The organism is Vibrio sp. CB1-5, from assembly GCF_059412285.1.
In genome coordinates this window covers 189,095-215,746 of record NZ_JBJHPB010000002.1, presented here as the reverse complement: position 1 = coordinate 215,746, position 26,652 = coordinate 189,095, and the positions used below count along the sequence as shown (strand labels likewise).

The following is a 26,652-nucleotide window of genomic DNA, read 5'->3' as shown; positions in this document are numbered from 1 at the left end:
GAGGAAGCAAATATGAACGATCAGGTGATTATATTCGACACCACATTGCGTGACGGCGAACAAGCACTTTCAGCAAGTCTAACAGTGAAAGAAAAGCTGCAAATTGCTTATGCGCTCGAGCGTCTGGGTGTGGATGTTATCGAAGCTGGTTTCCCTATCTCCTCTCCGGGTGATTTTGAATCGGTACAGACGATTGCGAAACACATTAAAGATAGCCGCGTATGTGCGTTGTCTCGAGCCGTAGCCAAAGACATTGATGCGGCTGCTGAAGCGTTGAAAGTGGCGGATGCGTTCCGTATCCACACCTTTATTTCAACTTCGACCGTTCACGTACAGGATAAATTGCGCCGCAGCTACGACGATGTGGTTGAGATGGGCGTCAAAGCGGTCAAACATGCGCGTAACTACACCGACGACGTTGAGTTCTCATGTGAAGATGCGGGCCGTACCCCTATCGACAACTTGTGTCGCATGGTGGAAGCCGCTATCGATGCTGGTGCTCGCACCATCAACATCCCTGATACGGTAGGCTACACTGTCCCAAACGAGTTCGGTGGCATCATTCAAACCCTGTTTAATCGCGTTCCAAACATAGACAAAGCCATCATCTCTGTGCACTGTCACGATGACTTGGGCATGTCAGTGGCAAACTCTATCGCAGCTGTACAAGCTGGTGCTCGACAAATCGAAGGGACCATCAATGGTATCGGTGAGCGTGCGGGTAACTGTTCACTAGAAGAAATTGCGATGATCATCAAGACGCGTCAAGAGTTCTTAGGCGTTCACACAGGTCTTCAGCACCAAGAGATCCACCGCACCAGTAAGCTAGTGTCTCAGCTATGTAATATGCCGATTCAAGACAACAAGGCGATTGTTGGCGCCAACGCGTTTAGCCACTCTTCAGGCATCCACCAAGATGGCATGCTAAAGAATAAGAATACTTACGAGATCATGACGCCTGAATCTATTGGCCTGAAAAACAAAGCGTTGAACCTAACCAGCCGCTCTGGTCGCGCTGCCGTTAAGAGCCACATGGATTCAATGGGTTACAGCGAGCATGAGTACAACCTAGATACCTTGTACCAAGATTTCTTGAAGCTTGCGGATCGCAAAGGCCAGGTGTTCGACTACGACCTAGAAGCATTAATGCACTTTGCTAACTTGCGCGAAGAAGACGACTTCTTTAAGTTGAACTACTTGAGCGTTCAATCAGGCAGCATCATGGCGACCACCAGCATTAAGATCCAATGCGGCGACGAAGAGAAATGCGAAGCGGCTGTGGGTAATGGTCCTGTTGATGCGCTTTACCAATGTATCTATCGCGTAACAGGTTACGACATAGTGCTAGACAAGTTTGATTTGACGGCCAAAGGCGAAGGTGAAGATGGCTTAGGTCAAGCGGATATCATAGCCAACTACAAAGGTCGCAAATATCACGGTACAGGTGTCTCAACCGACATCGTTGAAGCTTCAGGTCAGGCACTACTTCATGTTATCAATAGTATTCATCGTGCGGATCAAATCGAAGAGATAAAACAGAGCAAGGCTGAAGCGGTATAACAAGATGGTCCTTGGTCCTTGGTCCTTGGTCCTTGGTCCTTGGTCCTCAAAATAGAATTCGTTGGCTTGTATCTGACAAGCCAACATAAAAATATAAGCAAATACAACATTTAAGGAAATTAGCCCCATGGCAGGTACTTACAAGATTGCGGTTCTACCAGGTGACGGTATTGGTCCAGAAGTAATGGCTCAGGCTCATAAAGTGCTTGATGCAATTTCAGAGAAACACAACATTACCCTAGAACGTGAAGAGTTCGATGTAGGTGGCATTGCTATTGATAACCACGGCTGCCCGCTTCCAGAAAGCACGGTAAAAGGCTGTGAAGAGTCGAATGCGATTCTATTTGGTTCGGTTGGCGGCCCTAAGTGGGAACACCTTCCGCCAAACGATCAACCTGAACGTGGTGCGCTACTTCCACTTCGTAAACACTTCCAACTGTTCTGTAACCTACGCCCTGCACAGATTCACGCAGGCCTAGAGGACTTTTCTCCGCTGCGTGCTGATATCTCTGCAAAAGGTTTCGACATCGTGGTCGTTCGTGAGCTAACGGGTGGCATCTACTTCGGTCAACCAAAAGGTCGTGAAGGTGAAGGTCCAACAGAGAAAGCGTTTGATACTGAGGTTTACCATCGCTATGAGATCGAGCGCATCGCTAAAATCGCATTTGAATCTGCACGCCTTCGTAACAAGAACGTTTACTCAATTGATAAGGCGAACGTTCTACAGAGCTCTATTCTGTGGCGAGAAGTGGTAGAAGAAGTTGCGAAGGACTATCCAGATGTCACGCTTAACCACATGTACATCGATAACGCGACGATGCAGCTGATTAAAGACCCTGCACAATTCGACATCATGCTTTGCTCAAACATCTTCGGCGATATCATCTCTGATGAATGTGCGATGATCACAGGCTCTATGGGCATGTTGCCATCAGCAAGCCTTAACGAAAGTCAGTTTGGTCTTTACGAGCCAGCAGGCGGCAGTGCACCAGATATCGCTGGTAAGAACATCGCTAACCCGGTAGCTCAAATCCTTTCTGCTGCACTGATGCTACGTTACAGCCTAGGTGAGGAAGCCGCAGCACAAGATATTGAGGCAGCCGTAAGTAAAGCACTGGCAGCAGGTGAGCTAACTGCCGATCTAGCCGGTGACAAGCCAGCACTGAGCACCTCTGAGATGGGTGACAAGATCGCAGCGTACGTACTGAATTCATAATTAAAACACTGCCCTAGCCGACAGCCGTTCAACTCGGCTAGGGGAAGCAAGGAATTAAGCAATGTCTAAAACTCTATACGAAAAAGTCTACGACGCTCATATCGCCGTCGAAGCTGAGGGTGAAAACCCAATCCTTTATATCGACCGTCACTTGGTTCACGAAGTGACTTCACCACAGGCGTTCGATGGCCTGCGTGAAAAAGGCCGTAAAGTGCGCCAAGTAGGCAAAACCTTTGCCACTATGGACCACAACGTGTCAACCACGACCAAAGACATCAACGCCTCTGGTGAGATGGCGCGTATCCAAATGGAAACGCTATCGAAAAACTGTGAAGAGTTTGGTGTGACGCTTTACGACATCAACCACAAATACCAAGGCATCGTGCACGTTATGGGACCAGAGCTAGGTATTACCTTGCCAGCGATGACTATCGTTTGTGGTGACTCTCATACCGCGACTCACGGTGCATTTGGCTCACTAGCTTTCGGTATCGGTACTTCAGAGGTTGAGCACGTTCTAGCGACGCAAACTCTAAAGCAGTCTCGTGCCAAAACCATGAAAATCGAAGTGCAAGGCAAAGTGGCACCTGGCGTGACAGCAAAAGACATCGTTCTCGCGATCATCGGCGAAACAACAGCCGCTGGCGGTACTGGGTACGTCGTTGAGTTCTGTGGTGAGGCCATCACTGATCTTTCTATGGAAGGTCGTATGACGGTGTGTAACATGGCTATCGAGCTAGGCGCGAAAGCGGGCCTTATCGCACCAGATGAGACCACTTTTGAGTACCTAAAAGGCCGTAAATTCGCACCTCAAGGTGCTGAATGGGATGCTGCGGTTGAGTACTGGAAAACGTTCAAAACCGATGCTGACGCGACCTTTGATGCGGTAGTCACACTAAACGGTGCTGACATCAAACCTCAAGTCACTTGGGGTACTAACCCAGGTCAAGTTATCGCGGTTGATCAACCAATTCCAGCACCAGAAAGCTTCGCTGATCCAGTAGAGAAAGCATCTGCAGAAAAAGCGCTGGCTTACATGGGTCTAGAAGCGGGTAAATCACTAAAAGATTACAAGGTAGACAAGGTGTTTGTTGGCTCTTGTACTAACTCTCGTATCGAAGACATGCGTGCTGCGGCAGAGATTGCTAAAGGTCGTCAGGTCGCTTCTCACGTTCAAGCACTTATCGTTCCTGGCTCTGAGCAAGTTAAAGCTCAGGCAGAAGCGGAAGGTTTGGACGCTATCTTTAAGGATGCAGGCTTCGAATGGCGCCTACCAGGCTGTTCAATGTGCCTAGCAATGAACAACGACCGTCTAGGTCCACAAGAGCGCTGTGCATCGACCAGTAACCGTAACTTCGAAGGTCGCCAAGGCCGTGATGGTCGCACACACCTAGTAAGTCCTGCGATGGCCGCTGCGGCAGCTATTGCTGGACATTTCGTTGATATCAGAGAGCTAGACTAAGAAGGAACATACCATGTCAGGATTTAAACAACACACCGGCTTAGTCGTCCCTCTTGATGCAGCCAACGTCGATACCGATGCGATTATTCCAAAGCAGTTCCTGCAAAAGGTAACTCGTACCGGGTTTGGTCAGCACCTATTTCACGACTGGCGCTTCCTAGACGATGCGGGCAAACAGGATAACCCTGAATTTGTCATGAACGCACCTCGTTACCGAGGCGCAAGCATTCTGCTTGCTCGCGAAAACTTCGGTTGTGGTTCATCTCGTGAGCATGCTCCTTGGGCACTAGCCGACTACGGTATCCAAGTAATGATTGCTCCAAGCTTCGCAGACATCTTCTACGGCAACTCTATTAATAACCAGATGGTGCCAGTTCGTCTAACAGAACAAGAAGTTGATGAGCTATTTAGCTATGTTGAAGCCAATGAAGGTGCTGAGATCACCGTTGATCTAGAAGCGATGAAAGTGACCGCAAATGGTCAATCTTATAGCTTTGAAATCGATGAATTCCGTCGTCACTGCCTATTAAACGGCCTAGACAACATCGGTCTAACACTTCAACACGAAGAGAAGATTGCGGCTTACGAAGCGAAGATCCCTAGCTTCTTAAAATAGCCTGTTGACGATTGATTCCAACTATCTAATCCCAGCTCTACTTTCTTAGTGGCGCTGGGATTTTATTTTTTTATCTAGATTTTCACTACACTGAAAGAACTCGGCCGAGAGTCGGGTCTGTTGGAATAATCACTTAACGGAATGGATATTCGCTATGCTACGTGTTCTCTCTTTGATTTTTCTCATGTTTGCCACCAGTACCTTCGCCGCGCCTAAATCTGAGCTTTGGTCGTATTGGGATAAGAGTAATGACAGCAATACGCAAAGTGTTTCGCACCAAGCATGGCAGAAGTTTCTGGACCGATACTTAGTCACTGAAGGCGAGAATACCCTAGTGCGCTATGTCCGCGTTTCTCCCAACGATAAACAAGCGCTCAAAACCTATATTAATGATTTAGCTCGAATCGACCCTAGACAACTTAGCCGCGCCGAGCAGTACGCCTACTGGGTGAACCTCTATAACGCCATCACAGTTGATTTGATCCTTGATGAATACCCAGTGAAATCCATCACTAAGCTTGGAGGCTTATTTAGCTTTGGTCCTTGGGGCGATGAGGTGATTACCATTACTGGGCAGACACTCACTTTGAACGATATTGAGCACCGAATACTGCGCCCGATTTGGAATGATCCAAGAACGCATTATGCGGTCAACTGTGCGAGCCTTGGTTGCCCAAATCTGCAGACTCAGGCGTTTACCGCCGACAACACGGAAGCGCTGTTAGAGAGTGCGGCCAGTGCATTTGTGAACTCATCGAAAGGTGCAAACATTTCTGGTAACACCATAACATTGTCGTCGATTTATGAATGGTTTGAGGCGGATTTTTTGCAAGAGGGCGGCGCGCTAAAGCATATGGCGAAGTACCGCCCAGACCTTGCCAATTTCAATGGCAAGATCAATTACGATTACGATTGGGACTTAAATCAGAAGTAGCGCTTGGCGACGCTACTTGAACCCTTTCACTTTCTTAATCAGGTCGTAGGCATTTTGGATCTCTTGCGATTTCTCTTTTGCCACATTCATCATCTCAGGTGGTAAACCTTTCGCCATCAGTTTATCTGGGTGGTGCTCATTCATTAGTTTTCTGTACGCACGCTTCACGGCTTTTGAATCGGCATCCTCAGATACACCAAGCACATCGTAGGCATCGGATAGTTGTGACGCACTGCTGGCTTGCTGCCAATTTCCCTGCTGACCACCTTGGTAGTGACCACCTCCAAAGTTGCCACCTCCTTGCTGGAAACGGAATGCTGCTTCTTGCATACGCAAGCGCTGTTCAAGTTGTTGCGCTGAGAAGCCTAAGCCTTGTGCGATACGATGCAATACCTCCCGCTCTGTAGGGTGAACACTACCATCTGCGAACGCAGCTGAGATTTGAAGCTCTAAGAAAAACTGCAGTAGGTCATGACGACCACCAGAGGAGATACGTACTTTATCAAGTACACGTTCAAGCGGAAAATCCGCTGATTTACCGTCACGGAATGCTTCTTGTGCCGCGCGTTTTTGCTCATTGTTGAGGTTCATGCGATCCATCATGATGGTCGCGAGCTGGATCTCTTCTGGTGTCACCTGCCCTTTGGCTTTGGCAACATGCCCCATCACCGCATAAGCAGCATTTAAAAACTCTTCTTGACGCTGCGCTTGGTCTGCACCACCAAACCCGCTGCGATTAAACCCACCACGAGCAAAGCCGGACTGGTTGAGTCGGCGCGCTTTGTCAAACTGGTGCCCCAAAAACAAGCCAAACAGCGCCCCTAACGGCCCGCCAAACAACATGCCGAAAAATACGCCTAAAATTTTACCTATCATGTGATGTATGTGCTCTTTATTTATGAATTTTTGCGCTGATTCGCAGTCTACTAGTGTCGTTGAGGTCAATTTCCTTTATGATAGAGACCGTCTTATAAACGATTCAATATCAATCGAATTCAACAGAATGAATCAAGTTAAACAGGATAGTACAACTCGATGTCACGTTTTTCCCGCACTTATCTAGCGGCCTCTATTGGTGCTGCGCTGCTAGCGTCCTACGCACATGCCGAAGAAACATCGAAAAACAGTGGACAACCCATGCCACCAGCAGAGCAGTGCTCTGTTGATACTGCACAAAGTTCTGACTCCAATCAAGAGCCAATCAATATTGAAGCCGACTCTCTGGAGGCCATAAATGGCGAACGTGCGACTTACAAAGGCGACGTGGTGGTGGTCCAAGGCAACAAGACGATTACCGCTGACAGCGTCACGCTGCATCAAGACGACAACGTAGTCGTCGCTGAAGGCAATGTCACCATCGACGATGGTCAGTTTAATGCCGTCTCTGACAAAATCACCAACGATTTAAACAAAGATGTGATTACTGCGGAAAACACCCAGTACAAAATGTTGTGTGGCGGCGGACGTGGTGATGCGGTCTATGTATCTAAAACCGGCAAATCACTTTACCAAATCAATGACGGTTCAATTACCACCTGTCCTGAAGACGACAACTCTTGGCGCTTCCTCGCTGATGACATCAGAGTCGATCAAGAAAAGGAAACAGCCACGCTCTATGGTAGCCGTGTCGAAGTCAAAGATGTGCCTATCTTTTACATGCCTTATATGACATTGCCAACCAGCAATAAACGCAAAACTGGTGTATTGTTTCCGTCACTGTCACTGGGTTCAAAAAACGGTCTCGAGTTTCAACTCCCTGTTTACTGGAACCTTGCACCTAACTACGACTTGTTGACCACCTTTCACTACATGCAAACACGTGGCTTGCAGCTAAAAGGTGACTTTCGATATTTAACGTCAACCAGCAGCGGTGAGCTAAAAGGCGAGTTCCTCGCAAGCGATAAAAAATACCCAGAGAAAGATCAGCGCTGGGCATTACAATACAAAAATAACTCCAGTTTCGCGCAGCATTGGAAACTTGATATTGATTACTCCCAAGTAAGTGATAACGACTACTTCCAAGATCTTGACTCTAGCATCGGTAGCCGCTCTGAAGGTCAGTTGTCACAAAAAGGAACGGTAGCCTATCGTGAGCAGTTCTGGGATGCCGCGATTACGGTTCAAGACTTCCAAATTCTTGTTGATGACACTAAGCCCTACCGCTTAATGCCACAATTTGAATTTAACTATTACCGCCCTGAAATTTATCAGAACCTCAATTTTGACATGGTCAGTAGTGTTTCTAGGTTTGAGACCGATGATGAGACAAAGCCGTCAGCTACCCGTTTTCATGTTGAGCCTGGTATCACACTCCCTCTTTCAAACACGTGGGGAACGTGGACGACAGAAGCGCGCTACCTGTTAACGCAATATAATCAAGAGATCGATAACCTAAACCCTTCTGATGTCGGTCCGCTTGAAGAGAAAGTCACTCGCGCTCTCCCTGAGTTTCGCACTCATGCAGGCATGGTGTTTGAACGAGATACCGCGTTTATCGAAGGTTATACACAAACCCTCGAACCGCAGGTTCAGTACTTATATGTACCTGAAGTCGATCAAAGCAATATTTTTAATTACGACACCACCCTGTTACAGACCGATTACTACGGCCTATTCCGTAGCCGTCGTTTCAGTGGCGTAGACAAAATTGCCGCTGCCAATCAAATTAGTTACGGTGCGACATCGCGCTTTTACGATGGTGGGCAAAAAGAGCGTTTGGCGGTCTCATTTGGTCAAATTTACTACTTAGACCCAGCAAATAAAAACCCGAACAATGCCACAGACGGTGAGTCGTCAAATTACTCATCCTGGGCAATTGAAACCGACTTTAATTACAACGATCGTGTGTACTACCATGGCGGGGTCCAATACGACATTGACTCTTCTTCGGTATCACTCGCTAATAGTGCCGTAGAATATCGAATCGATGATGACTTTATTCAGGCTAACTACCGCTACGTGACTAAGGAATACATCGAGAGCGTCAACAGTTACAGCAACGATGAACTATCTAAGCTAACTCGAAACGGCATAAACCAAGTCGGCCTAATGGGTGGCTATAAAATCAACAGCAACTGGATAGCCACGGGTCAGTACTACTATGACATGACCGAACGCGTCTCTATCGAATGGCTCGCAAAATTAGAGTACCAATCGGATTGTTGGTACTTAGGTGTCGACTACAGTCGTCAGCTTCGTAGCTGGGAGTCTGGTATTGTGGGTATTGGCGGTGCCAATTTCGAGGACAACATTCGCTTTAGCTTTGGTATCACAGGTCTGGGTGGCAGCTCACGCGCCCCAGAGCCACCGAATGGCAATGCGCTAAAATACGGCAGACCGTTTATACTTAGCGAATAATCGCCAGCCGTCACACGATGACATCAAACAAGGAACTTAATTCACTTCATAGAATCTTAGTCTGTGAAGTTTTTACTGGGAATATCGATGAAATTTATTAGTACACTCTTTTCAACTTGTCTGTTAGCGGCTCTGTCGCTTCAAGCTGTAGCTGAGCCTATTGAACTCGACCGCGTTCGAGTTATTGTCAATGATGGCGTGATTTTGCAGAGCGATATCGACTCTGCAACTAAGACTCTTACTGCCAATGCTCGTAAAAACAACCAAGAGTTGCCAGCAGGCGACGTTCTACTTGAACAGATTCTAGATAAGTTGATCCTTGAGAAACTTCAACTTCAAGAAGCTGAGCGTATCGGTGTTCGTATCGATGACAACCGCTTAGCCCAAGCTCTCCAAGATATTGCTGAAAACAATGAACAAACCCAAGAACAGCTTCGTCAAACGGTCGCTGAGGAAGGTTTATCATGGGAAGCATTCCGCGAGCAAATTCGTGACGAAATTGCCGCCAGTGAAGCACGAAATGCGATGGTAAGACAGCGCATTAACATTCTTCCTGCTGAGGTTGATAACCTCTCTGAGCTTCTTGCTAAAGAAAGTGACGCGACGGTAACTTACAGAATCCGCCACATTCAGCTTCGCTTTAACGACGGTGAAGACAAAAGCGTTCAAGAGAAACAAGCGGAAACAATTATTGGGCGTCTAAACGGCGGCGAAGATTTTGCGACCATGGCTTATACCTTCTCTAAAGGACCAAAAGCACTAGAAGGTGGTGATTGGGGTTGGATGCGCAAAGAAGAAATGCCAACCATCTTTGCTGACCAAATCAACATGCAAACCAAAGGCACCATCATTGGTCCGTTCCGCAGTGGTGTTGGTTTTCACATCCTAAAAATCGAAGATGTGAAAGGTTTAGAGACCGTCTCTGTGACCGAGGTTAATGCCCGTCATATCCTGATTAAACCAACCGTTATTCTTAGTGATGAAGGCGTAAAACGTCAGCTAAACACCATCATTCAAAAAGTTCAATCCGGTGAAGCAAGCTTTGCAGAAATGGCTGAACAGTTCAGCCAAGATCCAGGCTCAGCGGTACAGGGTGGTGAACTCGGCTATCAAACCCCTGAGTTGTATGTACCTGAATTTAAACACCAAGTGGAAACCCTACCAGTTAACCAGATCAGCGAACCATTCAAAACTGTCCACGGCTGGCACATTGTCGAAGTTTTAGACCGCCGCGACGTAGACAAAACAGGCTCTGCAATGCAAAACCGTGCATACCGCATCCTATTTAACCGCAAGTTTAATGAAGAAGCATCAGCGTGGATCCAAGAGCTTCGTGCGAGTGCCTTTGTAGAAATGGTTGAGGATGAAGAGAATGCAGCCAATTAAACGCATTATTGTTACCGCCGGTGAACCAGCGGGCATTGGCCCCGATCTAGCAGTAGCTTTGTCGCAAAAGTCGTGGTCGCATCAAGTGGTCATTTGTGCCGATAAGTCACTGATTGCTGATAGAGCGAAACAATTGGCTATCGACGTTGAACTGGTGGACTTCGACGAGCTGAATTTTGACGCTCACCAGAAGGGACGCCTTGTCATTCTCCATGAACCACTCGCGGTTCCAGCAAAAGCTGGTGTGCTTGACGAAAGAAACGGTCAGTACGTACTAAATACCCTAGAAAAAGCCGCAAAAGGCTGTATGAATGGTCAATTTGATGCTATTGTCACCGGCCCTGTGCACAAAGGGGTGATCAATCGCGCTGGCGTTAGCTTTAGTGGCCATACAGAGTTCTTTGCAGAGGTATCCAATACACCACTTGTGGTGATGATGCTGGCAACGGAAGGGTTAAGAACGGCACTGGTTACAACGCATCTTCCTTTAACGGAAGTGCCAAACGCTATCACTGAAGATCGCGTAACGCGAATCATCGACATATTGCATCATGATTTGGTCACCAAGTTTGGCATCAAGACGCCAAACATCTATGTCTGCGGCCTAAACCCTCATGCGGGTGAAGATGGCTGCCTTGGTATGGAAGAGATTGAAACAATCACTCCTACCCTAGAAAAACTTCGCACAGAGAAAAATTATCAGCTTGTTGGCCCATTACCCGCCGACACGATATTTAATGACAAATACTTACGCGAAGCGGATGCTGTCTTAGGCATGTATCACGATCAAGTGCTCCCTGTATTGAAATACAAAGGCTTTGGTCGTTCAGTAAACATCACACTTGGTCTACCTTTTATAAGGACATCGGTTGATCATGGCACCGCGATTGATCTTGCTGGCACAGGCCAAGCAGACTTTGGCAGCTTTGAGACAGCGCTGGCGTACGCAATAGACTTAGTAGAGAGCAGACAATGAAAAATGATGTCCACTTAGGGCACAAGGCCAGAAAACGATTTGGCCAGAACTTCCTAAACGATCCGTACATCATCGATGGTATCGTATCTTCAATTAACCCAAAACCAGGTCAAAACCTGGTTGAGATCGGCCCAGGTCTTGGCGCGATTACTGAACCAGTGGGTAAAGAAGTCGACAAGTTTACGGTTATCGAACTTGACCGTGACTTGGCACAGCGTCTGCGTACACACCCAGATCTTGCTGATAAGTTGACGATTCACGAAGGTGATGCGATGCGTTTTGATTTCACCCAACTGGTGAAGCCAAACAACAAACTGCGTATCTTCGGTAACCTGCCATATAACATCTCTACGCCTTTGATGTTCCACTTGTTTGAATTCCATAAAGACATTCAAGATATGCACTTTATGCTTCAAAAAGAAGTGGTTAACCGCCTAGCAGCGGGCCCGGGTAGCAAAGCTTATGGACGTCTAACGGTGATGGCGCAGTACTACTGTAAAGTGGTACCCGTACTTGAAGTACCGCCAACGGCATTCGTTCCACCGCCAAAAGTAGACTCTGCTGTTGTGCGTCTCGTTCCTTACGAAGAACTGCCTTACCCAGCGACTAGCCTCAAGTGGCTTGATCGAGTATGTCGCGAAGGCTTCAACCAGCGTCGTAAGACCGTACGTAACTGCTATAAAGCACTTATGTCTACTGAAACTCTCGAAGAGCTTGGTGTAAACCCATCAATGCGACCAGAGAACCTGACGCTGCAACAGTTTGTTGATATGGCAAACTGGCTCGATGCCAACCATGGGTAATCGATATCAATAATAGAAAAAACGCTCACTAGCTTGCTATTGAGCGTTTTTTTTGTCATATCTGAATATGCACTTCAAGCAGTTAGGAGATTGACATGGAGTCGACCACGCCATGCGTAAAATGCCAAGTACATACTAAATACGTTGAAGAACAATCCGATCCAGACAACAGCCGCTATGTCTTTGCCTACATCATTACTATCAAGAATTTGAGTCAGGAAACGATCCAACTGATCAGCAGGCGCTGGCTGATTACCGATGCCAATGGCAAACAGCTGACCGTAGAGGGCGACGGAGTCGTGGGTCAGCAGCCGGTGATAGAGAAAAATGATGAATATACCTACACCAGCGGTACCGCGATCGAAACTCCACTCGGCGTGATGCAAGGGCACTACATCATGCTCGATGCCAACGGCAAACAGTTTACTGCCGAAATTGAGCCATTCCGCTTAGCCATTCCCAACATACTGAATTAAGGAACACTGTGGCCAACTACATTGTCGGAGACATTCAAGGCTGTCTCGATGAACTGCAGCTTTTACTAGCTAGCGTTAGCTTCAACCCACAACAAGATACTGTTTGGTTCGCTGGCGATCTCGTCGCAAGAGGGCCTAAGTCTTTAGAAACACTTAGGTATGTAAAATCGCTAGGAGATGCGGCTAAAGTTTGTTTAGGCAACCACGATCTGCATCTTCTTGCGGTGTCTCTAGGCGTTCACAAAGCAAAGCCAAAGGACAAAACGTTACCCATCCTCGAAGCGAGCGACAGAGACGAGCTACTTAACTGGCTAAGACAACAACCATTGCTATTAGAACATGATGAGTTTGTCGTTTGTCATGCGGGAATATCTCCGCAATGGACACTCAAACAAGCAAAGAAATGCGCAAAAAAGGTGGCAAAAAAATTACGCGGAGACGATTGGCAGTCTCTGATTAAAAACATGTATAGCAATGAACCGGACGCGTGGTCTTCTGACCTCAAAGGAATCGAGCGACTTCGTTATACCATCAATGCTTACACCCGCATGCGATTTTGTTTTCCTGACGGGCGCTTAGACATGAATTGCAAACTCCCCCCTGCAGAAGTCAATCCGAGTGAATATGTACCTTGGTTTGCCCTACCTTCACGTGAACCACTAAGTAAGACTGTGATATTTGGTCATTGGGCAGCGCTTGGTGGTTATGTCAGTGAAGAGGTTATCGGACTTGATACCGGCTGTGTTTGGGGCGGGGAACTGACTATGATCCGCTGGGAAGACAAAGAGCTATTCAGTCAACCAGCGTTATAAAAACGATAAGCTCGCCAGTTTCTCAACTGGCGAGCAGTAAACACTTAACGTTCTAACACTACAAACTCCATGTTGTATGCATTTTTTTCATTCGCACTATAGTGCTCGCTGTGGCTTTTCTGCCAACCTTCTCCCCAGTCAGGAAATTGCGTATCACCCTCAAGCTTGGCGTCAATGTAGGTCAGATACAGCTTATTTGCCATCGGTAAGCAATGACTATAGAAGCTACCGCCACCAATGATCATCGCTTCCTCTACATCGCGAACCAGCTCCAATGCCTGCTCAAGCGAAGTCACCGTATCCACACCTTCGATAGACAGTTCACTGTTACGACTCACAACAATATTGCGACGCCCCGGCAGTGGACGTCCAATGGATTCATAGGTCTTACGACCCATAATCACAGGCTTACCCATTGTACAGCGCTTAAACCAAGCAAAATCAGCCGGTAAATGCCACGGCATTTGGTTGTCCTTGCCGATGATTCGATTGTCTGCCATAGCGGCTATCATACTGATGATCATGATTGTTTGTTCCTAATTAGACGATTGGGCGACGGCGGTAGAATAACAGCCCAGGCATAGCAAGACCAACCGCAAGGCCTGCGATAATGAACATCGCCTTCAAAAAGTTCTCAAGAAGCGTCGCCAATAACTCTGGGGTGTAGCCTAAGTGGTTTATCTCCACCATCGCAATCATGGCTTTGAAGGCAAACACGCCGGGTACCATAGGGATCAAAGCGGCGACAGTAAAAACTTTCGGGTGCGCTAAGAACTTATGGGACCAATGTACACCAATCATGCCAACCAAGGTCGCAGCAAAGAAGGTCGCCCACTCAATCGGCACTCCGTAATGCATCATTAAAAACCGCGAGCCATGACCGATTGCGCCACCAATAGCACAGTATGCCAAGGCATTTTGCGGCACGTTAAATACCAGAGCAAAACCCACCGCTGGTATCGCGGCAAAAAACATATCGTTAAGTAGAGCGAGTAGTAGTTCCATCATTACTGTACCCAACCTAAAACATTGGTAATGCTCATCGCACCGACAATGCCTAAACAGGTGGCGAGCGTCAGCAAACTTGCCATCACAAAGCGAGCTATTCCCATATTGACATAGCCTTTGAGCATATCGGCCACCGAGTTAATCAGCGGAAAGCCAGGCACTAACATCAATACCGAAGAGGCCATCACTAATTGTGGCTGGTCACCGATCCCATAGATCACCGCCTGTGCTGAAATGAGTGTCGTCACAAAGGCAGTGATCGCGAAGTTGAGTAGCGGATTGAAGTGACGATGACCAAACTCTTGGCGGACGATCATCCCCAAACTCGATGCTAGGAACGTCATCGCAAACACCGCCCAATCGCCTCCAGCCAATCGGCTAAAGGCTGCACAAGAAAGACCTATCATTACCACCACTAACCAACGGTTGTAGCGCTCTGGACTGATTTGATTAAGCTTTTTTTGTGCCAGTTGATAGTCGAGGATGCCCTTCTCCATCATGATGCAGATGCGCTGAATCTGCGTAACCACCCGCATGTTCAAGCCTCGATCTGGGCTTCTACGTGCAGTGGTAACACAATGTTCGTTATAAACGGTAGTGACGACTAAAGAGCTAGCAGAAAGCGACACTTCAACTTCATCCATGCCTGCCGCTTTTCCAATTCGATGTGTTATGTGACCAACTAGGGTGCTTTCAGCGCCATGAGCTAACAGCATTTGGCCAGCTTGAGCAATCAATCGAGAGACTGCTCTTTGATTAGGTGCCATGTGTCCTTCCATGCAAAAAGTCATTCCAATGCAATAATGCAAACGTTTTAGCGCGTTAGTTTGCCTCAGATTCACTATTAGAGAAATGATTTAGGTATAAAAAAACCGCAATAACAATTGCGGTTTTTCATTCTAGGAGCGGATTTAGTCACGAACGTAGACAACGTGGCCGTCATCTTCTTCGTCATCCCAATCATCCCAGTCATCGTCTTCGGTAATCACGTCTTTACCCGACATGGCATCTTTATGATAGTCATCCCACATGAAGTCGACTTTCTCTTCTTCAGAGACTTCTTCTTCCGCTCGTGGCAGGGTTTCCATAAAGTCTGCTAACTTGTAGCAAAGCTCTTTAGTACCGTTTTTGTTGACCGCAGAGATCTTAAAGTATTCATCTTCCCAACCAAGCGCATCAAGGATCTCTTGGATCACTTCATTTGCTTCGTCTTCTGGCATCAGATCAACTTTGTTGAATACCAACCAACGCGGTTTATCAGCCAGCTTTTCACTGTACTGCTCAAGCTCATCGATGATGGTCAATGCATTTTCGATTGGACTCGATTGGTCAATAGGCATGATATCGATCATGTGCAGTAGTACGCGACAACGCTCTAGGTGCTTCAAGAAGCGAATACCAAGGCCAGCACCATCCGCAGCACCTTCGATTAGACCCGGGATATCAGCAACCACAAAGCTCTTCTCAGGCACCACACTCACAACACCAAGGCTTGGGATCAAGGTTGTAAATGGATAATCAGCAACCTTAGGTTTCGCCGCAGATACAGCGCGAATGAAGGTTGATTTACCTGCATTTGGTAAACCAAGCATACCTACGTCTGCAAGCAGAAGTAGCTCAAGGCGCAGTTCACGCATTTCACCTTTCGTACCTAGCGTCTTTTGACGAGGTGCACGGTTGACCGATGATTTAAAACGTGTGTTACCAAGACCGTGCCAACCACCTTTGGCAACCATGACTTTTTTACCATGCTCAGCCACTTCTGCCACGATTTCGTTGGTGTGAATATCAACCGCACGAGTACCAACTGGCACCTTCATGACTTTGTCTTTGCCACGCTTACCAGTACAGTTACCACCACGGCCATTTTCACCACGCTCCGCTTCATAGAAACGCTGGAAACGGTAGTCGATTAGTGTATTTAGGTTTTCATCTGCCTCGATATAGATATCGCCGCCGTCGCCGCCGTCGCCACCATCAGGGCCACCTTTCGCTACAAATTTCTCACGCCAAAAGCTAACAACACCGTTACCGCCGTCGCCCGCTTGGACTTTTACTACCGCTTCATCAACGAACTTCATCTCTTACTCCGACTACTTCTTCGCTTACCCACCAAAAGGCTCAAGCGTCATCACGACGCGCCTTATGGCTTCATTCGATTATCACTACATATTAGCAGATGACAGAGACGACTCCCCACTAAGCTAGACTTTGCCTTGCAAAACCAAACCTAGAGATTCGTCTCTATCGACTGCCTTAATTTCAATACAAATAAAAAACCCCGCCGACTCGGCAGGGCTTTTGAATTCAGCTTGAAAGCATTGTGTAATTTCGCTAAACGCTTAATTACTCAGCTTCGATGCTAACGAATTTACGGTTCTTAGGACCTTTAACTTCGAATTTCACTTTACCTTCAGTAAGAGCGAAAAGAGTATGGTCTTTACCGATACCAACGTTAGTACCAGCGTGGAACTTAGTACCACGTTGACGTACGATGATGTTACCTGCAAGAACAGACTCACCACCGAAACGCTTAACACCTAGACGTTTGCTTTCTGAATCGCGGCCGTTACGAGTAGAACCACCAGCTTTTTTGTGTGCCATTGTTAAACTCTCCTAATCGATTAAGCGTTGATGCCAGTGATTTTAACTTCCGTGAACCACTGACGGTGACCTTGTTGCTTACGAGAGTGCTTACGACGACGGAACTTAACGATTTTAACTTTATCGCCACGACCGTGTTGTACTACTTCAGCAACCACTTTGCCGCCCTCTACTAGAGGAGCGCCAACTTGAATGTCTTCACCGTTAGCAACAAGAAGAACTTTATCAAATTCAACAGTTGCACCAGTTTCAACGTCTAATTTCTCTAAACGAAGAGTTTGACCTTCGCTTACACGGTGTTGTTTACCACCAGATTGGAAAACAGCGTACATATTTTACTCCGCTTTTTCCGCACAGCCTTTTGATTGTTATTTCAACAAATAGGGTGTGCGCTAAACTAATCATCAATAGGGCGCAGATTCTACGCGAATGATTACCCTATGACAAGCCATATTTTGAAAAAATTGGCGAAACACTAATCGCCAATCGAAAGTGCCGCAATAATGCCCTTTCACCATGTATTAATCAACGTTTTTTAGTGTATTATTCACAGATTATAACCAACGATTAAGCCTTATAGGCTCTAAGCTCAACCGGGTACGTAATGGATTTTAAAGCTATCCAAGCACTGACTGCCGACGATATGGCAAAAGTGAATGAAACAATACAAGCACAACTAAACTCTGAAGTTAGCCTTATCAATCAGCTTGGTTTTTACATCGTGAGCAGCGGTGGTAAGCGATTAAGACCACTTCTTGCTATCCTATCCGCCAAAGCGCTGGGGTATCAGGGCAATGCTCACACCACAGCTGCTGCCTTTATAGAATTTATACATACAGCCACTCTATTACATGATGATGTGGTTGATGAGTCCGACAAGCGACGCGGTAAAGCGACCGCAAACGCGGCTTTTGGTAATGCGGCAAGTGTCTTGGTGGGTGACTATATCTACACGCGCTCGTTCCAAATGATGACGGCACTCGGCTCACTACGTATCTTAGAGCTAATGAGTGATGCGGTGAATGTGATTGCGGAAGGTGAAGTTCAACAACTGATGAACTGCAACGACCCTGATACGAGTGAAGATAGCTACATGCAGGTTATCTATTCTAAAACCGCACGTTTATTTGAGGCTGCAACGCAAGTTGGCGCGATACTCAATGACGCCGAACCAGAAGTAGAACTTGCCCTACGAAACTACGGCAAGTACTTAGGTACCGCGTTCCAGCTTATCGATGATGTGATGGACTATACCTCTAGTGGTGAAGACATGGGTAAGAACGTTGGCGACGACCTTGCAGAAGGCAAGCCTACGCTACCACTTATCCACGCAATGCAACACGGTGAAGCACATGAAAGCGAAATGATTCGCGAAGCGATTGAGAAAGGCAACGGTCTAGACAAAATCGATGCCATCATGGCGACAATGGAACGTGTAGGCTCGCTTAAATATACCGAAGACATCGCCTTTAAGGAAGCAGATAAAGCGATTGACGCGCTTTCTGTGGTTCCCGATAGCGAATATAAAGAGGCGTTAGTCGCACTTGCCTATATGGCCGTTAAACGCAGCGCATAAAAAAGAGGTAGCGGCTCGAGTTGCTACCCCTTTGACTTTAACTTTGCTCGCCGCTCTCTAATAGTATTGTTCGCAGCCATTGTGCAGTTGTTGGTCTTCTTGAATCTCGTCTGCACCTAACGCCCACTGCACGTCACTACCGAGTGGCTCGACTAATACCGAATTCGACGTTTTGTCGATAACCAGCACCTGACCCACGCCATGCTGAGACTCGACCCACATCCCTTTACGTACTTTGTCTATTTCCATCGCCTATCTCCCATTTCGCGCAAAATCTTTTACGCGTTCCTTTAGGGATAGATCAAAAAACCCAGTCTAGTAAAGACTGGGTTTGAATATAAAGAAGCTAAATTAACAGGGTTTGGCGATTACTTCGCGAACTCAACACCAATCTCGATGTCTTTGTTTAGCGTCTCAAGCATGCCATCTAAAGCTGCTTTCTCGTAATCACTTAGCTCACCGTAACTAAGGATAGCTTCTGCACCATCTTTGCCTAGCTTAACTGGCTGAGCGAAGAAAGGAGCATGTTCGCCATCGCCTTCAACATACGCGCATTCGATGACGTTTTCTTCACCTTGTAGGCCTTTCACTAGCGCTAGACCGAAACGGCACGCTGCTTGGCCCATTGATAGTGTTGCTGAACCACCACCCGCTTTCGCTTCAACTACTTCAGTACCAGCGTTTTGAATACGCTTAGTCAACGCTTCTACTTCGTCAGCCGTAAACTCAACACCTTCTACTTGAGAAAGAAGAGGAAGAATCGTCACACCAGAGTGGCCACCGATAACCGGTACACGCACATCGCCTGGATCTTTTGCTTTTAGGTCAGCAACAAAAGTTTCTGAACGAATCACATCCAGTGTTGTTACACCGAACAGCTTACGTTTGTCGTAAACACCGGCTCTCTTCAAAACTTCTGCTGCGATTGGCACAGTCGTGTTTACTGGGTTTGTAATGATACCAATACACGCCGTTGGACAAACTACTGCAATTCTTTCTGCCAACGATTTCACGATACCTGCGTTTACGTTAAACAGATCAGAGCGATCCATACCCGGTTTACGTGCAACGCCTGCCGAGATAAGTACCACATCGGCACCTTCAAGCGCTGGTGTTGGATCTTCACCGGCGTAACCTTTGATAGAAACTGGCGTCGGGATGTGGCTAAGGTCGGCCGCTACACCAGGTGTTACAGGGGCAATGTCATATAGGGCTAAATCAGAACCAGCAGGAAGGCGGTTCTTAAGTAGTAGAGCTAGGGCTTGACCGATGCCACCCGCGGCACCAATAACAGCTACTTTCATGGTAGTTCTCCTTGAGATTGGTATCTCTTATTAATAGTCTTGTAGGGTAATTTTTCATCAGCTAGTAAAAAGCTATAGCATTCACTAATCGATTACAATCAATTAACCCCAGCTTTGCGAGGTCACGCAACTCGCTAATAACGTGCCACTAAACTAGCACGTAAACACCCTCGTTAAAACCCACCTTTTACCTTGTTAATTATGAGGTTATGGCGTTTTTTTGTGACATAGGTTTAAGTAATATTGTCGGCAGAAACCATGGATAAGTTGGTTAAGATAAGGGTTCTGTGCCACAATACGGCGATCACTGCGAGTAGAACGAAGAATAAGAGGCGTATATGCGCAATAATGACAAACAAGATAATCTGGTTCGCGCGTTTAAAGCGTTGTTAAAAGAAGAGCGATTTGGCTCTCAAGGTGAGATTGTCGACGCGTTAAAACACGAAGGGTTTGAAAATATTAACCAATCAAAAGTGTCGCGTATGTTGACTAAGTTTGGCGCAGTGAGAACCCGCAACGCCAAAATGGAAATGGTTTACTGTTTGCCGGCAGAACTTGGCGTACCCACTGTATCGAGTTCACTGCGTGAATTGGTACTCGACATTGACCATAACAATGCGCTAGTTGTCATTCATACTGGCCCTGGTGCTGCACAGCTTATCGCCCGACTGCTCGACTCTCTGGGCAAGGCTGAGGGTATATTAGGTGTGGTCGCAGGCGACGACACTATATTTATTACCCCAACTCTCACGGTATCGACCAAGCAACTGTTTGATTCTGTGTGTGACTTATTCGAATATGCCGGCTAAGTTTTAAACGTTAACATTCAGAACATTCTGTCACGGAGCTATCCGTTCCGTGACGCTCGTCACATCTTAAAAACTCAAAATCCCGCGCTTAGATTTAACTTAATTATCTGTTTTATTTGACTTATATCCCCAAAATACATCGCCTCCTGCCATTTCTAGCACAGACAATTCCCCTATTTCTATTAACAATCCAGTAATTTTCTTCCAAATTATTTGGTATGATTGCGCCACTTTTTCAACATATGGATTGGAAAAGATGCCGTTTCCACATAGGAAACCTCTGAAGACAACTATAGTTATTCAGGGCTAATAATGAATAAGGAAGGGAAATTCATGGCATTTAAGAAACTTGTTAAAATCGGTGCTATTGCTGCAGCGGTTATGGGCGCTGGCGCTGTTAATGCTCAAGAGTTCATCACAATCGGTACAGGTTCGGTGACGGGTGTTTACTACCCTACTGGCGGCGCAATCTGTAAGCTTGTGAATAAAGGCCGTAAGGAACACAACATCCGTTGTTCAGTAGAGTCCACTGGTGGTTCTATCTACAATGTCAACACTATCCGTGCTGGTGAGTTAGATTTCGGTATCGTTCAATCTGACTGGCAATATCACGGCTACAACGGCACAAGCAAATTTGAAGAGCAAGGCCCTTACAAAAAGCTTCGTGCGATGTTCTCTTTGCACACCGAACCATTCAACATCATTGCTCGTTCTGATGCTGGTATCAACAACGTCACTGACCTAAAAGGCAAACGTGTGAATATCGGTAACCCAGGCTCTGGTGACCGCGCAACAATGGGCGTAGTCATGGACGCTATGGGTTGGACTAACGATGACTTCAAACTGGCTTCTGAACTAAAAGGTTCTGAGCGTTCACAAGCTCTTTGTGACAACAAAATCGACGCGTTCGTTTACGTTGTGGGCCATCCAAACGGATCAATCAAAGAAGCAACAACATCTTGTGAAGCTAAGCTAATCTCTGCGACTGGCGAAAAAATCGATGAAATCGTTTCGGCAAACCCTTACTACGCTTACAGCACTGTTCCAGCTGGTATGTACCGTGGCACTGAGGGTGATGTAAATAGCTTCGGTGTTGCCGCGACTATGGTAACCACTTCAGACGTTTCTGATGAAACAGCTTACAACGTTGCTAAGGCTGTGTTTGAAAACTTCGACACATTCAAGCGTCTTCACCCAGCGTTCGCTAACCTGAAGAAAGAAGACATGGTGAAAGCAGGTCTATCTATCCCGCTTCACCCAGGTGCTGAGAAATACTACAAAGAAGTCGGTCTACTAAAATAAGACCACTTCGTAGGGGAGGCATCGCTTCCCCTACCGCTTTTCTATTATGAGTAACACTCAAAACAATCAACACCAGTGCATCCAACTGGTGTGGCTATTTGGGCTCTCTTTCCAAGCCCGTCATTAAGAGCCTAAAAACACAACAACTGCTACACGTTTGCATTCATTGACTACAATGTTAAATGCGAAATAGGTTCGTGCCTTTTTAATTAGCCTTTGGCTTAAACGTCACGAATCCAAAAATAATAAAGGACAACGTACATGACGCAGACAACACAACCGTCGCAAGATGTGCAAGACATGGTCGCACAGGCTGACACAGGCGCACGAAGCCCTAAGGGGATCCCTGCCAAAATTCTTTGGTTCGTGCCACTATGTTGGTCACTGTTTCAACTTTGGTACGCTTCACCACTGCCATTTATATTTAACTTCGGCGTACTGAACGACACTGAAGCGCGTTCTATTCACCTAACCTTCGCTATTTTCCTAGCGTTTACCGCCTACCCTGCAATGAAGAATTCGCCTCGAGACAGAATTCCTGCCATTGACTGGGTTTTGGCGCTTGCAGGCAGTTTTTCTGCCGCCTACATCTATCTATTCTATACCCAGCTTGCAGGGCGCTCTGGCGCACCGACGACAATGGATATCGTCGCTGCGGTCACGGGTATGGTATTGCTATTAGAAGCGACACGCCGAGCACTCGGTCCACCGCTGATGGTGGTTGCTGCGGTATTCTTGTTGTATACCTTTGGCGGCCCATACATGCCGGACGTCATCGCACATAAAGGTGCGAGCCTAAATAAAGCGATGTCACACCTATGGCTGACCACTGAAGGTGTATTTGGTGTTGCACTTGGCGTATCGACCTCGTTTGTATTCCTGTTCGTACTATTCGGCGCCATGCTTGAGCGTGCCGGAGCGGGCGCTTACTTCATTAAAGTTGCGTTTTCACTGCTTGGCCATATGCGCGGCGGCCCTGCGAAAGCCGCCGTAGTGGCATCTGGCTTATCTGGCCTTGTGTCAGGATCATCGATTGCCAACGTAGTGACCACTGGTACTTTTACCATTCCACTTATGAAGCGTGTTGGCTTTCCAGGCACTAAAGCTGGTGCAGTAGAAGTGGCCGCCTCTACCAACGGACAGCTCACCCCACCAATCATGGGTGCTGCCGCGTTCTTGATGGTGGAATATGTCGGTATCTCGTACGTTGAAGTTATCAAAGCTGCACTTCTGCCTGCTCTAATTTCTTATATCGCCCTTATTTACATCGTGCACCTAGAGGCATGTAAAGCGGGTATGACAGGCCTTCCTCGTCGTCACAACCCGACACTAGTACAAAGCCTGCTGTCGTTTACCGGCACTATTTTGGGTCTTTGCGTCATCAGCGCCGTAGTCTACTACGGTATTGGCTGGACTAAAGGTGTCTTCGGTGATGCAGCCACGCCTATTGTTGGTGTCGTTTTGCTGCTCTCTTATGTTGGCTTATTACGCATTTCTGCTAAGTACGCCAAAGAAGGTGGTATTGAGATTGATGCTGAGCTGAATGAAGTGCCTGATCCGGGTCCAACTATTAAATCTGGTTTGCACTTCTTGCTACCAATCGTGGTTCTGGTTTGGTGTTTGACGGTAGAGCGTTTCTCACCTGGTCTGTCCGCATTCTGGGCAACTGTGTTTATGATCTTCATCCTGATCACTCAGCGTCCTTTAATTGCCTTGATGGGGAAAACTAGCAATGTCACTGAAGAGCTCAAAGCTGGCTTCGTTGACCTCGCAGAAAGTCTTGTCTCTGGTGCTCGAAATATGATTGGTATCGGCGTGGCGACAGCGGCGGCTGGTACCGTAGTGGGGGTGGTAACCCTAACCGGTATTGGCCTTGTGATGACCGATTTTGTAGAGTTTATCTCTGGCGGTAACATCATCTTGATGCTGCTGTTTACCGCGGTCATCTCGCTAATCCTAGGTATGGGTCTGCCGACAACGGCAAACTACATCGTAGTATCAACTTTGATGGCGCCTGTAATTGTAACGCTTGGTGCGGCGCACGGTCTGATCATTCCATTGATTGCGGTTCACTTGTTCGTGTTCTATTTCGGCATTCTTGCTGATGATACGCCGCCAGTGGGTCTCGCTGCCTTTGCTGCTGCTGCTATCGCTAAGTCAGACCCTATCCGCACCGGTATTCAAGGTTTCACTTACGATATTCGTACCGCCATTTTGCCATTCATGTTTATCTTCAATACGCAGCTATTGATGATGGGCATTGATTCATGGTGGCACTTAGCACTGACGGTGATTTCAGCCGTTATCGCGATGCTTATCTTCTCTGCAGCAACGCAAGGTTGGTGGTTCACTAAGAACAAGTGGTGGGAAACCGTGCTGCTTCTAGCACTGACCTTCACTTTCTTCCGACCGGGTTTCTGGTGGGACATGATCTATCCAGCGAAGGTTCTTTCACCTGGTGTTGAGATAGCTCAAATTACTGAAAAGCTAAATGTTGGACAATCGCTAGAGTTAAGAGTCGCCGGTGAAACTCTGGAAGGTAAATACGTCGAGAAGACCGTTCGTCTACCATTTGAGGATGAAGCAGTAGGTGCTGACGACCGTATCTCATCTATGGGCCTAATGCTTAATGAAACTGACGGTAAGATGATTATCGACATGGTTGAATTTGGCAGCCCCGCAGAGGCATCTGGTCTAGACTTTGACTGGGAAATTAAATCTATCGTGCAGGACGCGCATAGACCAATGAAAGAGTGGGTATTTGTACCTGCCCTGCTTTTGCTTATTGCTATGGCGATGAATCAAAAGCGTCGTGCTCGTCGTGAAAACCTGAGCGCATAGGTAAGTTAGGCTCCAAGTTTGAATGCTTGGAGCCTTCTGCCTTTAAACGGAACGGATAATACTAGCCAAGCTTATGCTTTACCCTATGCTAGTAGGGTAGGAACCAAAAAGAGAAATAACATGTACAAGCAAATCCTTGTTCCTGTCGATCTGAATGACAAAGGCTTTTCAGACAAAGCCGTAGAAATCGCCGTTTGGCACGCCAAACACTCCAATGCCGAAGTGCATTTACTGAATGTTCTGCCTGGTATTCACATGTCTATGGTCGCGAGCTACTTCCCTAAAGATGCCGCAGCACAGATGAAAAATGATGTGAAAGCGCAATTAAAAGCGTTCGCGGACCAGCATATTTCTGATGATGTGGTCTACAAAGTGCACGTGACTGAAGGAAAGCCTTACGCGACTATCCTTGATTATGCAGAGCGACTTGGCGCCGATCTTATCGTCATGCCAAGCCATAAACGCTCGAAGATTGATAAGGTTGTCCTTGGCTCGGTGGCGAGCAAGGTGGTGCAAAACTCACCAATTAACGTGCTGGTCGTTAAACCACAGACAAGTTAAGCCACAGGCAAGCTAACCGAATGTATACTAAAAAGTCCCACCTCGTGTGGGACTTTTTGTTTGTACTATCTCTAAATAGCGCCTCGCTACGCTACTCGGTTCTGGTCAACGCCTTGCATCGCAGCCTCAAGATTACTGACCAGTATCTCGCACAGCTTGGTTATCGATGAGTCACTACCCCATGCGACATGTGGCGTCAGTATTAAATTAGGCAATTGATGATTGGCGATTAACGGGTTGTCCATTGGCGCAGGCTCTTCGGTAAAAACATCCACGCCAGCACCAGCAATCTGTCCACCTTTTAGTGCTTCGATAAGCGCAGTCTCATCAACCAAACCACCACGCCCAGTATTAATAAGCACAGCCGTCGACTTCATTTTATCAAGCGCATCAGCATCAATCAGATCACAAGTCTCATCAGTAAGTGGACACAGCAATGCAATCGCATCACTACTGGCTAGGCACTCTTCAAACGCAACATAGCCTGAGCGGCACTGGGCAGCACCTTTACGCTCAGCAAACTGCACCTTAATGCCAATGGCGCGTGCCAATGCGGCTGTAGCCTGCCCAAGCGCGCCACTGCCAATGATACCGAGAGTCGAGCCCGCCATATCTTGAATAGGATGAGTAAAGAAACAGAACTTGTTTTGTCGCGGCCACTCCCCCGCAGCAATATCACTATGATAGGCCAAAAGGTTACGTTTTAAGGCAAACAGCAATCCAATGATGTGTTCAGGGACGGATTGGGTCGCATATCCTTGAATATTGGTGACTCGAATACCGCGCTGCTGGCAGTAGTCCAAATCCACATTGTTGACGCCCGTTGCAGCAACGGCGATGTGCTCAAGCTTGGCTGCGTGACTCAACACTTCCGCCCCCAAAACCACTTTATTGCTGACCACGATATCGGCGTCAGCAATTCGCTGCACCACCTCATGAGGCTCGGTTTTGGAGTAATTGACCCATTGGTGGTCAAAAGCAGGCGTAGGAATATGAATGTGAGCAGGAATAGTGTCTCGGTCTAAGAACACAATCTTTTTGGCGGCCAT

26 protein-coding genes are annotated in these 26,652 nt (G+C 47.1%); 16 read left to right on the top strand and 10 right to left on the bottom strand.

The window, feature by feature from the left end; translation table 11 throughout:
- Positions 1-12 precede the first annotated feature (12 nt).
- From leuA to ACJB0T_RS02445, 5 genes are all read left to right on the top strand, one after another.
- Positions 13-1,560, top strand: a complete 1,548-nt coding sequence (gene leuA, locus ACJB0T_RS02465) for a 2-isopropylmalate synthase (protein ID WP_479291397.1) — start codon at positions 13-15, stop codon at positions 1,558-1,560.
- A gap of 127 nt (positions 1,561-1,687) precedes the next feature.
- Positions 1,688-2,776 carry a 3-isopropylmalate dehydrogenase gene (leuB, locus tag ACJB0T_RS02460; RefSeq protein ID WP_112459557.1) on the top strand — a complete coding sequence of 363 codons (1,089 nt, stop codon included), beginning with the start codon at positions 1,688-1,690 and terminating at the stop codon, positions 2,774-2,776.
- Positions 2,777-2,837: 61 nt separating this feature from the next.
- Positions 2,838-4,238: a 3-isopropylmalate dehydratase large subunit gene (gene leuC, locus ACJB0T_RS02455; protein ID WP_042496440.1), complete on the top strand. Its 1,401-nt coding sequence runs from the start codon at positions 2,838-2,840 to the stop codon at positions 4,236-4,238.
- A 13-nt stretch (positions 4,239-4,251) separates the two neighbouring features.
- Entirely contained in the window at positions 4,252-4,854 is a 603-nt protein-coding gene (gene leuD, locus ACJB0T_RS02450) for a 3-isopropylmalate dehydratase small subunit (RefSeq protein WP_479291400.1), read from the top strand.
- 154 nt (positions 4,855-5,008) lie between these two features.
- The gene (locus ACJB0T_RS02445; protein WP_479291402.1) at positions 5,009-5,788 is read left to right on the top strand and encodes a DUF547 domain-containing protein; all 780 of its coding nucleotides are present in this window, start codon (positions 5,009-5,011) and stop codon (positions 5,786-5,788) included.
- 12 nt (positions 5,789-5,800) lie between these two features.
- On the opposite strand, the gene djlA is transcribed toward ACJB0T_RS02445, so the two are convergent.
- Positions 5,801-6,664, bottom strand: coding sequence for a co-chaperone DjlA (gene djlA, locus ACJB0T_RS02440; RefSeq protein WP_479291404.1), 864 nt, complete (start codon positions 6,662-6,664; stop codon positions 5,801-5,803).
- A 159-nt stretch (positions 6,665-6,823) separates the two neighbouring features.
- Here djlA and lptD point away from each other — a divergent pair, with 159 nt between their 5' ends.
- From lptD to apaH, 6 genes are all read left to right on the top strand, one after another.
- Positions 6,824-9,145 (top strand): LPS assembly protein LptD, encoded by a 2,322-nt coding sequence (gene lptD / locus ACJB0T_RS02435; protein WP_479291406.1) that lies wholly within the window; start codon positions 6,824-6,826, stop codon positions 9,143-9,145.
- Between the two features lie 87 nt (positions 9,146-9,232).
- On the top strand, positions 9,233-10,531 hold the full coding sequence (surA, locus tag ACJB0T_RS02430; RefSeq protein WP_479291408.1) for a peptidylprolyl isomerase SurA: 1,299 nt from the start codon (positions 9,233-9,235) through the stop codon (positions 10,529-10,531).
- Positions 10,518-11,507 carry a 4-hydroxythreonine-4-phosphate dehydrogenase PdxA gene (gene pdxA, locus ACJB0T_RS02425; protein WP_479291410.1) on the top strand — a complete coding sequence of 330 codons (990 nt, stop codon included), beginning with the start codon at positions 10,518-10,520 and terminating at the stop codon, positions 11,505-11,507. Before surA ends, pdxA begins: the two co-directional genes overlap by 14 nt.
- The gene (gene rsmA / locus ACJB0T_RS02420) at positions 11,504-12,310 is read left to right on the top strand and encodes a 16S rRNA (adenine(1518)-N(6)/adenine(1519)-N(6))-dimethyltransferase RsmA (RefSeq protein ID WP_479291412.1); all 807 of its coding nucleotides are present in this window, start codon (positions 11,504-11,506) and stop codon (positions 12,308-12,310) included. The genes pdxA and rsmA overlap by 4 nt, the downstream gene beginning before the upstream one ends.
- A 95-nt stretch (positions 12,311-12,405) precedes the next feature.
- A complete protein-coding gene (gene apaG, locus ACJB0T_RS02415; RefSeq protein WP_479291414.1) occupies positions 12,406-12,786 on the top strand; it encodes a Co2+/Mg2+ efflux facilitator ApaG/CorD in 381 nt (126 codons plus the stop codon).
- A gap of 8 nt (positions 12,787-12,794) precedes the next feature.
- A complete protein-coding gene (apaH, locus tag ACJB0T_RS02410) occupies positions 12,795-13,598 on the top strand; it encodes a bis(5'-nucleosyl)-tetraphosphatase (symmetrical) ApaH (RefSeq protein WP_479291415.1) in 804 nt (267 codons plus the stop codon).
- Between the two features lie 44 nt (positions 13,599-13,642).
- Here the strand turns inward: apaH and folA are convergent, their stop codons facing one another.
- The 6 genes from folA to rplU form a co-directional block, all read right to left on the bottom strand.
- Positions 13,643-14,122 carry a type 3 dihydrofolate reductase gene (gene folA, locus ACJB0T_RS02405; RefSeq protein WP_479291417.1) on the bottom strand — a complete coding sequence of 160 codons (480 nt, stop codon included), beginning with the start codon at positions 14,120-14,122 and terminating at the stop codon, positions 13,643-13,645.
- A 16-nt stretch (positions 14,123-14,138) separates the two neighbouring features.
- A complete protein-coding gene (locus tag ACJB0T_RS02400) occupies positions 14,139-14,606 on the bottom strand; it encodes a threonine/serine exporter family protein (RefSeq protein WP_162631228.1) in 468 nt (155 codons plus the stop codon).
- Positions 14,606-15,373 (bottom strand): threonine/serine exporter family protein, encoded by a 768-nt coding sequence (locus ACJB0T_RS02395; protein WP_112478497.1) that lies wholly within the window; start codon positions 15,371-15,373, stop codon positions 14,606-14,608. Before ACJB0T_RS02395 ends, ACJB0T_RS02400 begins: the two co-directional genes overlap by 1 nt.
- 144 nt (positions 15,374-15,517) lie before the next feature.
- Positions 15,518-16,687 carry an Obg family GTPase CgtA gene (cgtA, locus tag ACJB0T_RS02390; protein ID WP_479291420.1) on the bottom strand — a complete coding sequence of 390 codons (1,170 nt, stop codon included), beginning with the start codon at positions 16,685-16,687 and terminating at the stop codon, positions 15,518-15,520.
- A gap of 265 nt (positions 16,688-16,952) precedes the next feature.
- Positions 16,953-17,210: a 50S ribosomal protein L27 gene (gene rpmA, locus ACJB0T_RS02385; RefSeq protein ID WP_004409945.1), complete on the bottom strand. Its 258-nt coding sequence runs from the start codon at positions 17,208-17,210 to the stop codon at positions 16,953-16,955.
- A gap of 20 nt (positions 17,211-17,230) precedes the next feature.
- Positions 17,231-17,542, bottom strand: a complete 312-nt coding sequence (gene rplU, locus ACJB0T_RS02380; RefSeq protein WP_006074830.1) for a 50S ribosomal protein L21 — start codon at positions 17,540-17,542, stop codon at positions 17,231-17,233.
- 272 nt (positions 17,543-17,814) lie between these two features.
- Here rplU and ispB point away from each other — a divergent pair, with 272 nt between their 5' ends.
- Entirely contained in the window at positions 17,815-18,786 is a 972-nt protein-coding gene (gene ispB / locus ACJB0T_RS02375; RefSeq protein WP_479291422.1) for an octaprenyl diphosphate synthase, read from the top strand.
- 57 nt (positions 18,787-18,843) lie between these two features.
- Here ispB and ACJB0T_RS02370 read toward each other — a convergent pair whose 3' ends face one another.
- Together ACJB0T_RS02370 and mdh are read right to left on the bottom strand one after the other, a co-directional pair.
- Positions 18,844-19,035, bottom strand: coding sequence for a hypothetical protein (locus tag ACJB0T_RS02370; protein ID WP_479291424.1), 192 nt, complete (start codon positions 19,033-19,035; stop codon positions 18,844-18,846).
- Between the two features lie 119 nt (positions 19,036-19,154).
- The gene (mdh, locus tag ACJB0T_RS02365) at positions 19,155-20,090 is read right to left on the bottom strand and encodes a malate dehydrogenase (protein WP_479291425.1); all 936 of its coding nucleotides are present in this window, start codon (positions 20,088-20,090) and stop codon (positions 19,155-19,157) included.
- A gap of 338 nt (positions 20,091-20,428) precedes the next feature.
- Between mdh and argR the strand changes: the two genes are divergently transcribed.
- The 4 genes from argR (at position 20,429) to ACJB0T_RS02345 (ending at position 25,603) form a co-directional block, all read left to right on the top strand.
- On the top strand, positions 20,429-20,899 hold the full coding sequence (argR, locus tag ACJB0T_RS02360) for a transcriptional regulator ArgR (RefSeq protein WP_042473435.1): 471 nt from the start codon (positions 20,429-20,431) through the stop codon (positions 20,897-20,899).
- Positions 20,900-21,232: 333 nt separating this feature from the next.
- Positions 21,233-22,201, top strand: a complete 969-nt coding sequence (locus tag ACJB0T_RS02355; protein ID WP_112459542.1) for a TAXI family TRAP transporter solute-binding subunit — start codon at positions 21,233-21,235, stop codon at positions 22,199-22,201.
- Between the two features lie 261 nt (positions 22,202-22,462).
- Positions 22,463-25,042: a TRAP transporter permease gene (locus ACJB0T_RS02350; protein WP_479291428.1), complete on the top strand. Its 2,580-nt coding sequence runs from the start codon at positions 22,463-22,465 to the stop codon at positions 25,040-25,042.
- A gap of 120 nt (positions 25,043-25,162) precedes the next feature.
- A complete protein-coding gene (locus ACJB0T_RS02345) occupies positions 25,163-25,603 on the top strand; it encodes a universal stress protein (RefSeq protein WP_479291430.1) in 441 nt (146 codons plus the stop codon).
- 86 nt (positions 25,604-25,689) lie between these two features.
- On the opposite strand, the gene ACJB0T_RS02340 is transcribed toward ACJB0T_RS02345, so the two are convergent.
- Entirely contained in the window at positions 25,690-26,652 is a 963-nt protein-coding gene (locus tag ACJB0T_RS02340; protein WP_479291432.1) for a D-2-hydroxyacid dehydrogenase, read from the bottom strand.

Coding starts and splice junctions, on each gene's coding strand:
- leuA (WP_479291397.1), top strand. CDS start 13: ATGAACGATCAGGTGATTATATTCGACACCACATTGCGTGACGGCGAA.
- leuB (WP_112459557.1), top strand. CDS start 1,688: ATGGCAGGTACTTACAAGATTGCGGTTCTACCAGGTGACGGTATTGGT.
- leuC (WP_042496440.1), top strand. CDS start 2,838: ATGTCTAAAACTCTATACGAAAAAGTCTACGACGCTCATATCGCCGTC.
- leuD (WP_479291400.1), top strand. CDS start 4,252: ATGTCAGGATTTAAACAACACACCGGCTTAGTCGTCCCTCTTGATGCA.
- ACJB0T_RS02445 (WP_479291402.1), top strand. CDS start 5,009: ATGCTACGTGTTCTCTCTTTGATTTTTCTCATGTTTGCCACCAGTACC.
- djlA (WP_479291404.1), bottom strand. CDS start 6,664: ATGATAGGTAAAATTTTAGGCGTATTTTTCGGCATGTTGTTTGGCGGG.
- lptD (WP_479291406.1), top strand. CDS start 6,824: ATGTCACGTTTTTCCCGCACTTATCTAGCGGCCTCTATTGGTGCTGCG.
- surA (WP_479291408.1), top strand. CDS start 9,233: ATGAAATTTATTAGTACACTCTTTTCAACTTGTCTGTTAGCGGCTCTG.
- pdxA (WP_479291410.1), top strand. CDS start 10,518: ATGCAGCCAATTAAACGCATTATTGTTACCGCCGGTGAACCAGCGGGC.
- rsmA (WP_479291412.1), top strand. CDS start 11,504: ATGAAAAATGATGTCCACTTAGGGCACAAGGCCAGAAAACGATTTGGC.
- apaG (WP_479291414.1), top strand. CDS start 12,406: ATGGAGTCGACCACGCCATGCGTAAAATGCCAAGTACATACTAAATAC.
- folA (WP_479291417.1), bottom strand. CDS start 14,122: ATGATCATCAGTATGATAGCCGCTATGGCAGACAATCGAATCATCGGC.
- ACJB0T_RS02400 (WP_162631228.1), bottom strand. CDS start 14,606: ATGATGGAACTACTACTCGCTCTACTTAACGATATGTTTTTTGCCGCG.
- ACJB0T_RS02395 (WP_112478497.1), bottom strand. CDS start 15,373: ATGGCACCTAATCAAAGAGCAGTCTCTCGATTGATTGCTCAAGCTGGC.
- cgtA (WP_479291420.1), bottom strand. CDS start 16,687: ATGAAGTTCGTTGATGAAGCGGTAGTAAAAGTCCAAGCGGGCGACGGC.
- rpmA (WP_004409945.1), bottom strand. CDS start 17,210: ATGGCACACAAAAAAGCTGGTGGTTCTACTCGTAACGGCCGCGATTCA.
- rplU (WP_006074830.1), bottom strand. CDS start 17,542: ATGTACGCTGTTTTCCAATCTGGTGGTAAACAACACCGTGTAAGCGAA.
- ispB (WP_479291422.1), top strand. CDS start 17,815: ATGGATTTTAAAGCTATCCAAGCACTGACTGCCGACGATATGGCAAAA.
- ACJB0T_RS02370 (WP_479291424.1), bottom strand. CDS start 19,035: ATGGAAATAGACAAAGTACGTAAAGGGATGTGGGTCGAGTCTCAGCAT.
- mdh (WP_479291425.1), bottom strand. CDS start 20,090: ATGAAAGTAGCTGTTATTGGTGCCGCGGGTGGCATCGGTCAAGCCCTA.
- argR (WP_042473435.1), top strand. CDS start 20,429: ATGCGCAATAATGACAAACAAGATAATCTGGTTCGCGCGTTTAAAGCG.
- ACJB0T_RS02355 (WP_112459542.1), top strand. CDS start 21,233: ATGGCATTTAAGAAACTTGTTAAAATCGGTGCTATTGCTGCAGCGGTT.
- ACJB0T_RS02350 (WP_479291428.1), top strand. CDS start 22,463: ATGACGCAGACAACACAACCGTCGCAAGATGTGCAAGACATGGTCGCA.
- ACJB0T_RS02345 (WP_479291430.1), top strand. CDS start 25,163: ATGTACAAGCAAATCCTTGTTCCTGTCGATCTGAATGACAAAGGCTTT.
- ACJB0T_RS02340 (WP_479291432.1), bottom strand. CDS start 26,652: ATGGCCGCCAAAAAGATTGTGTTCTTAGACCGAGACACTATTCCTGCT.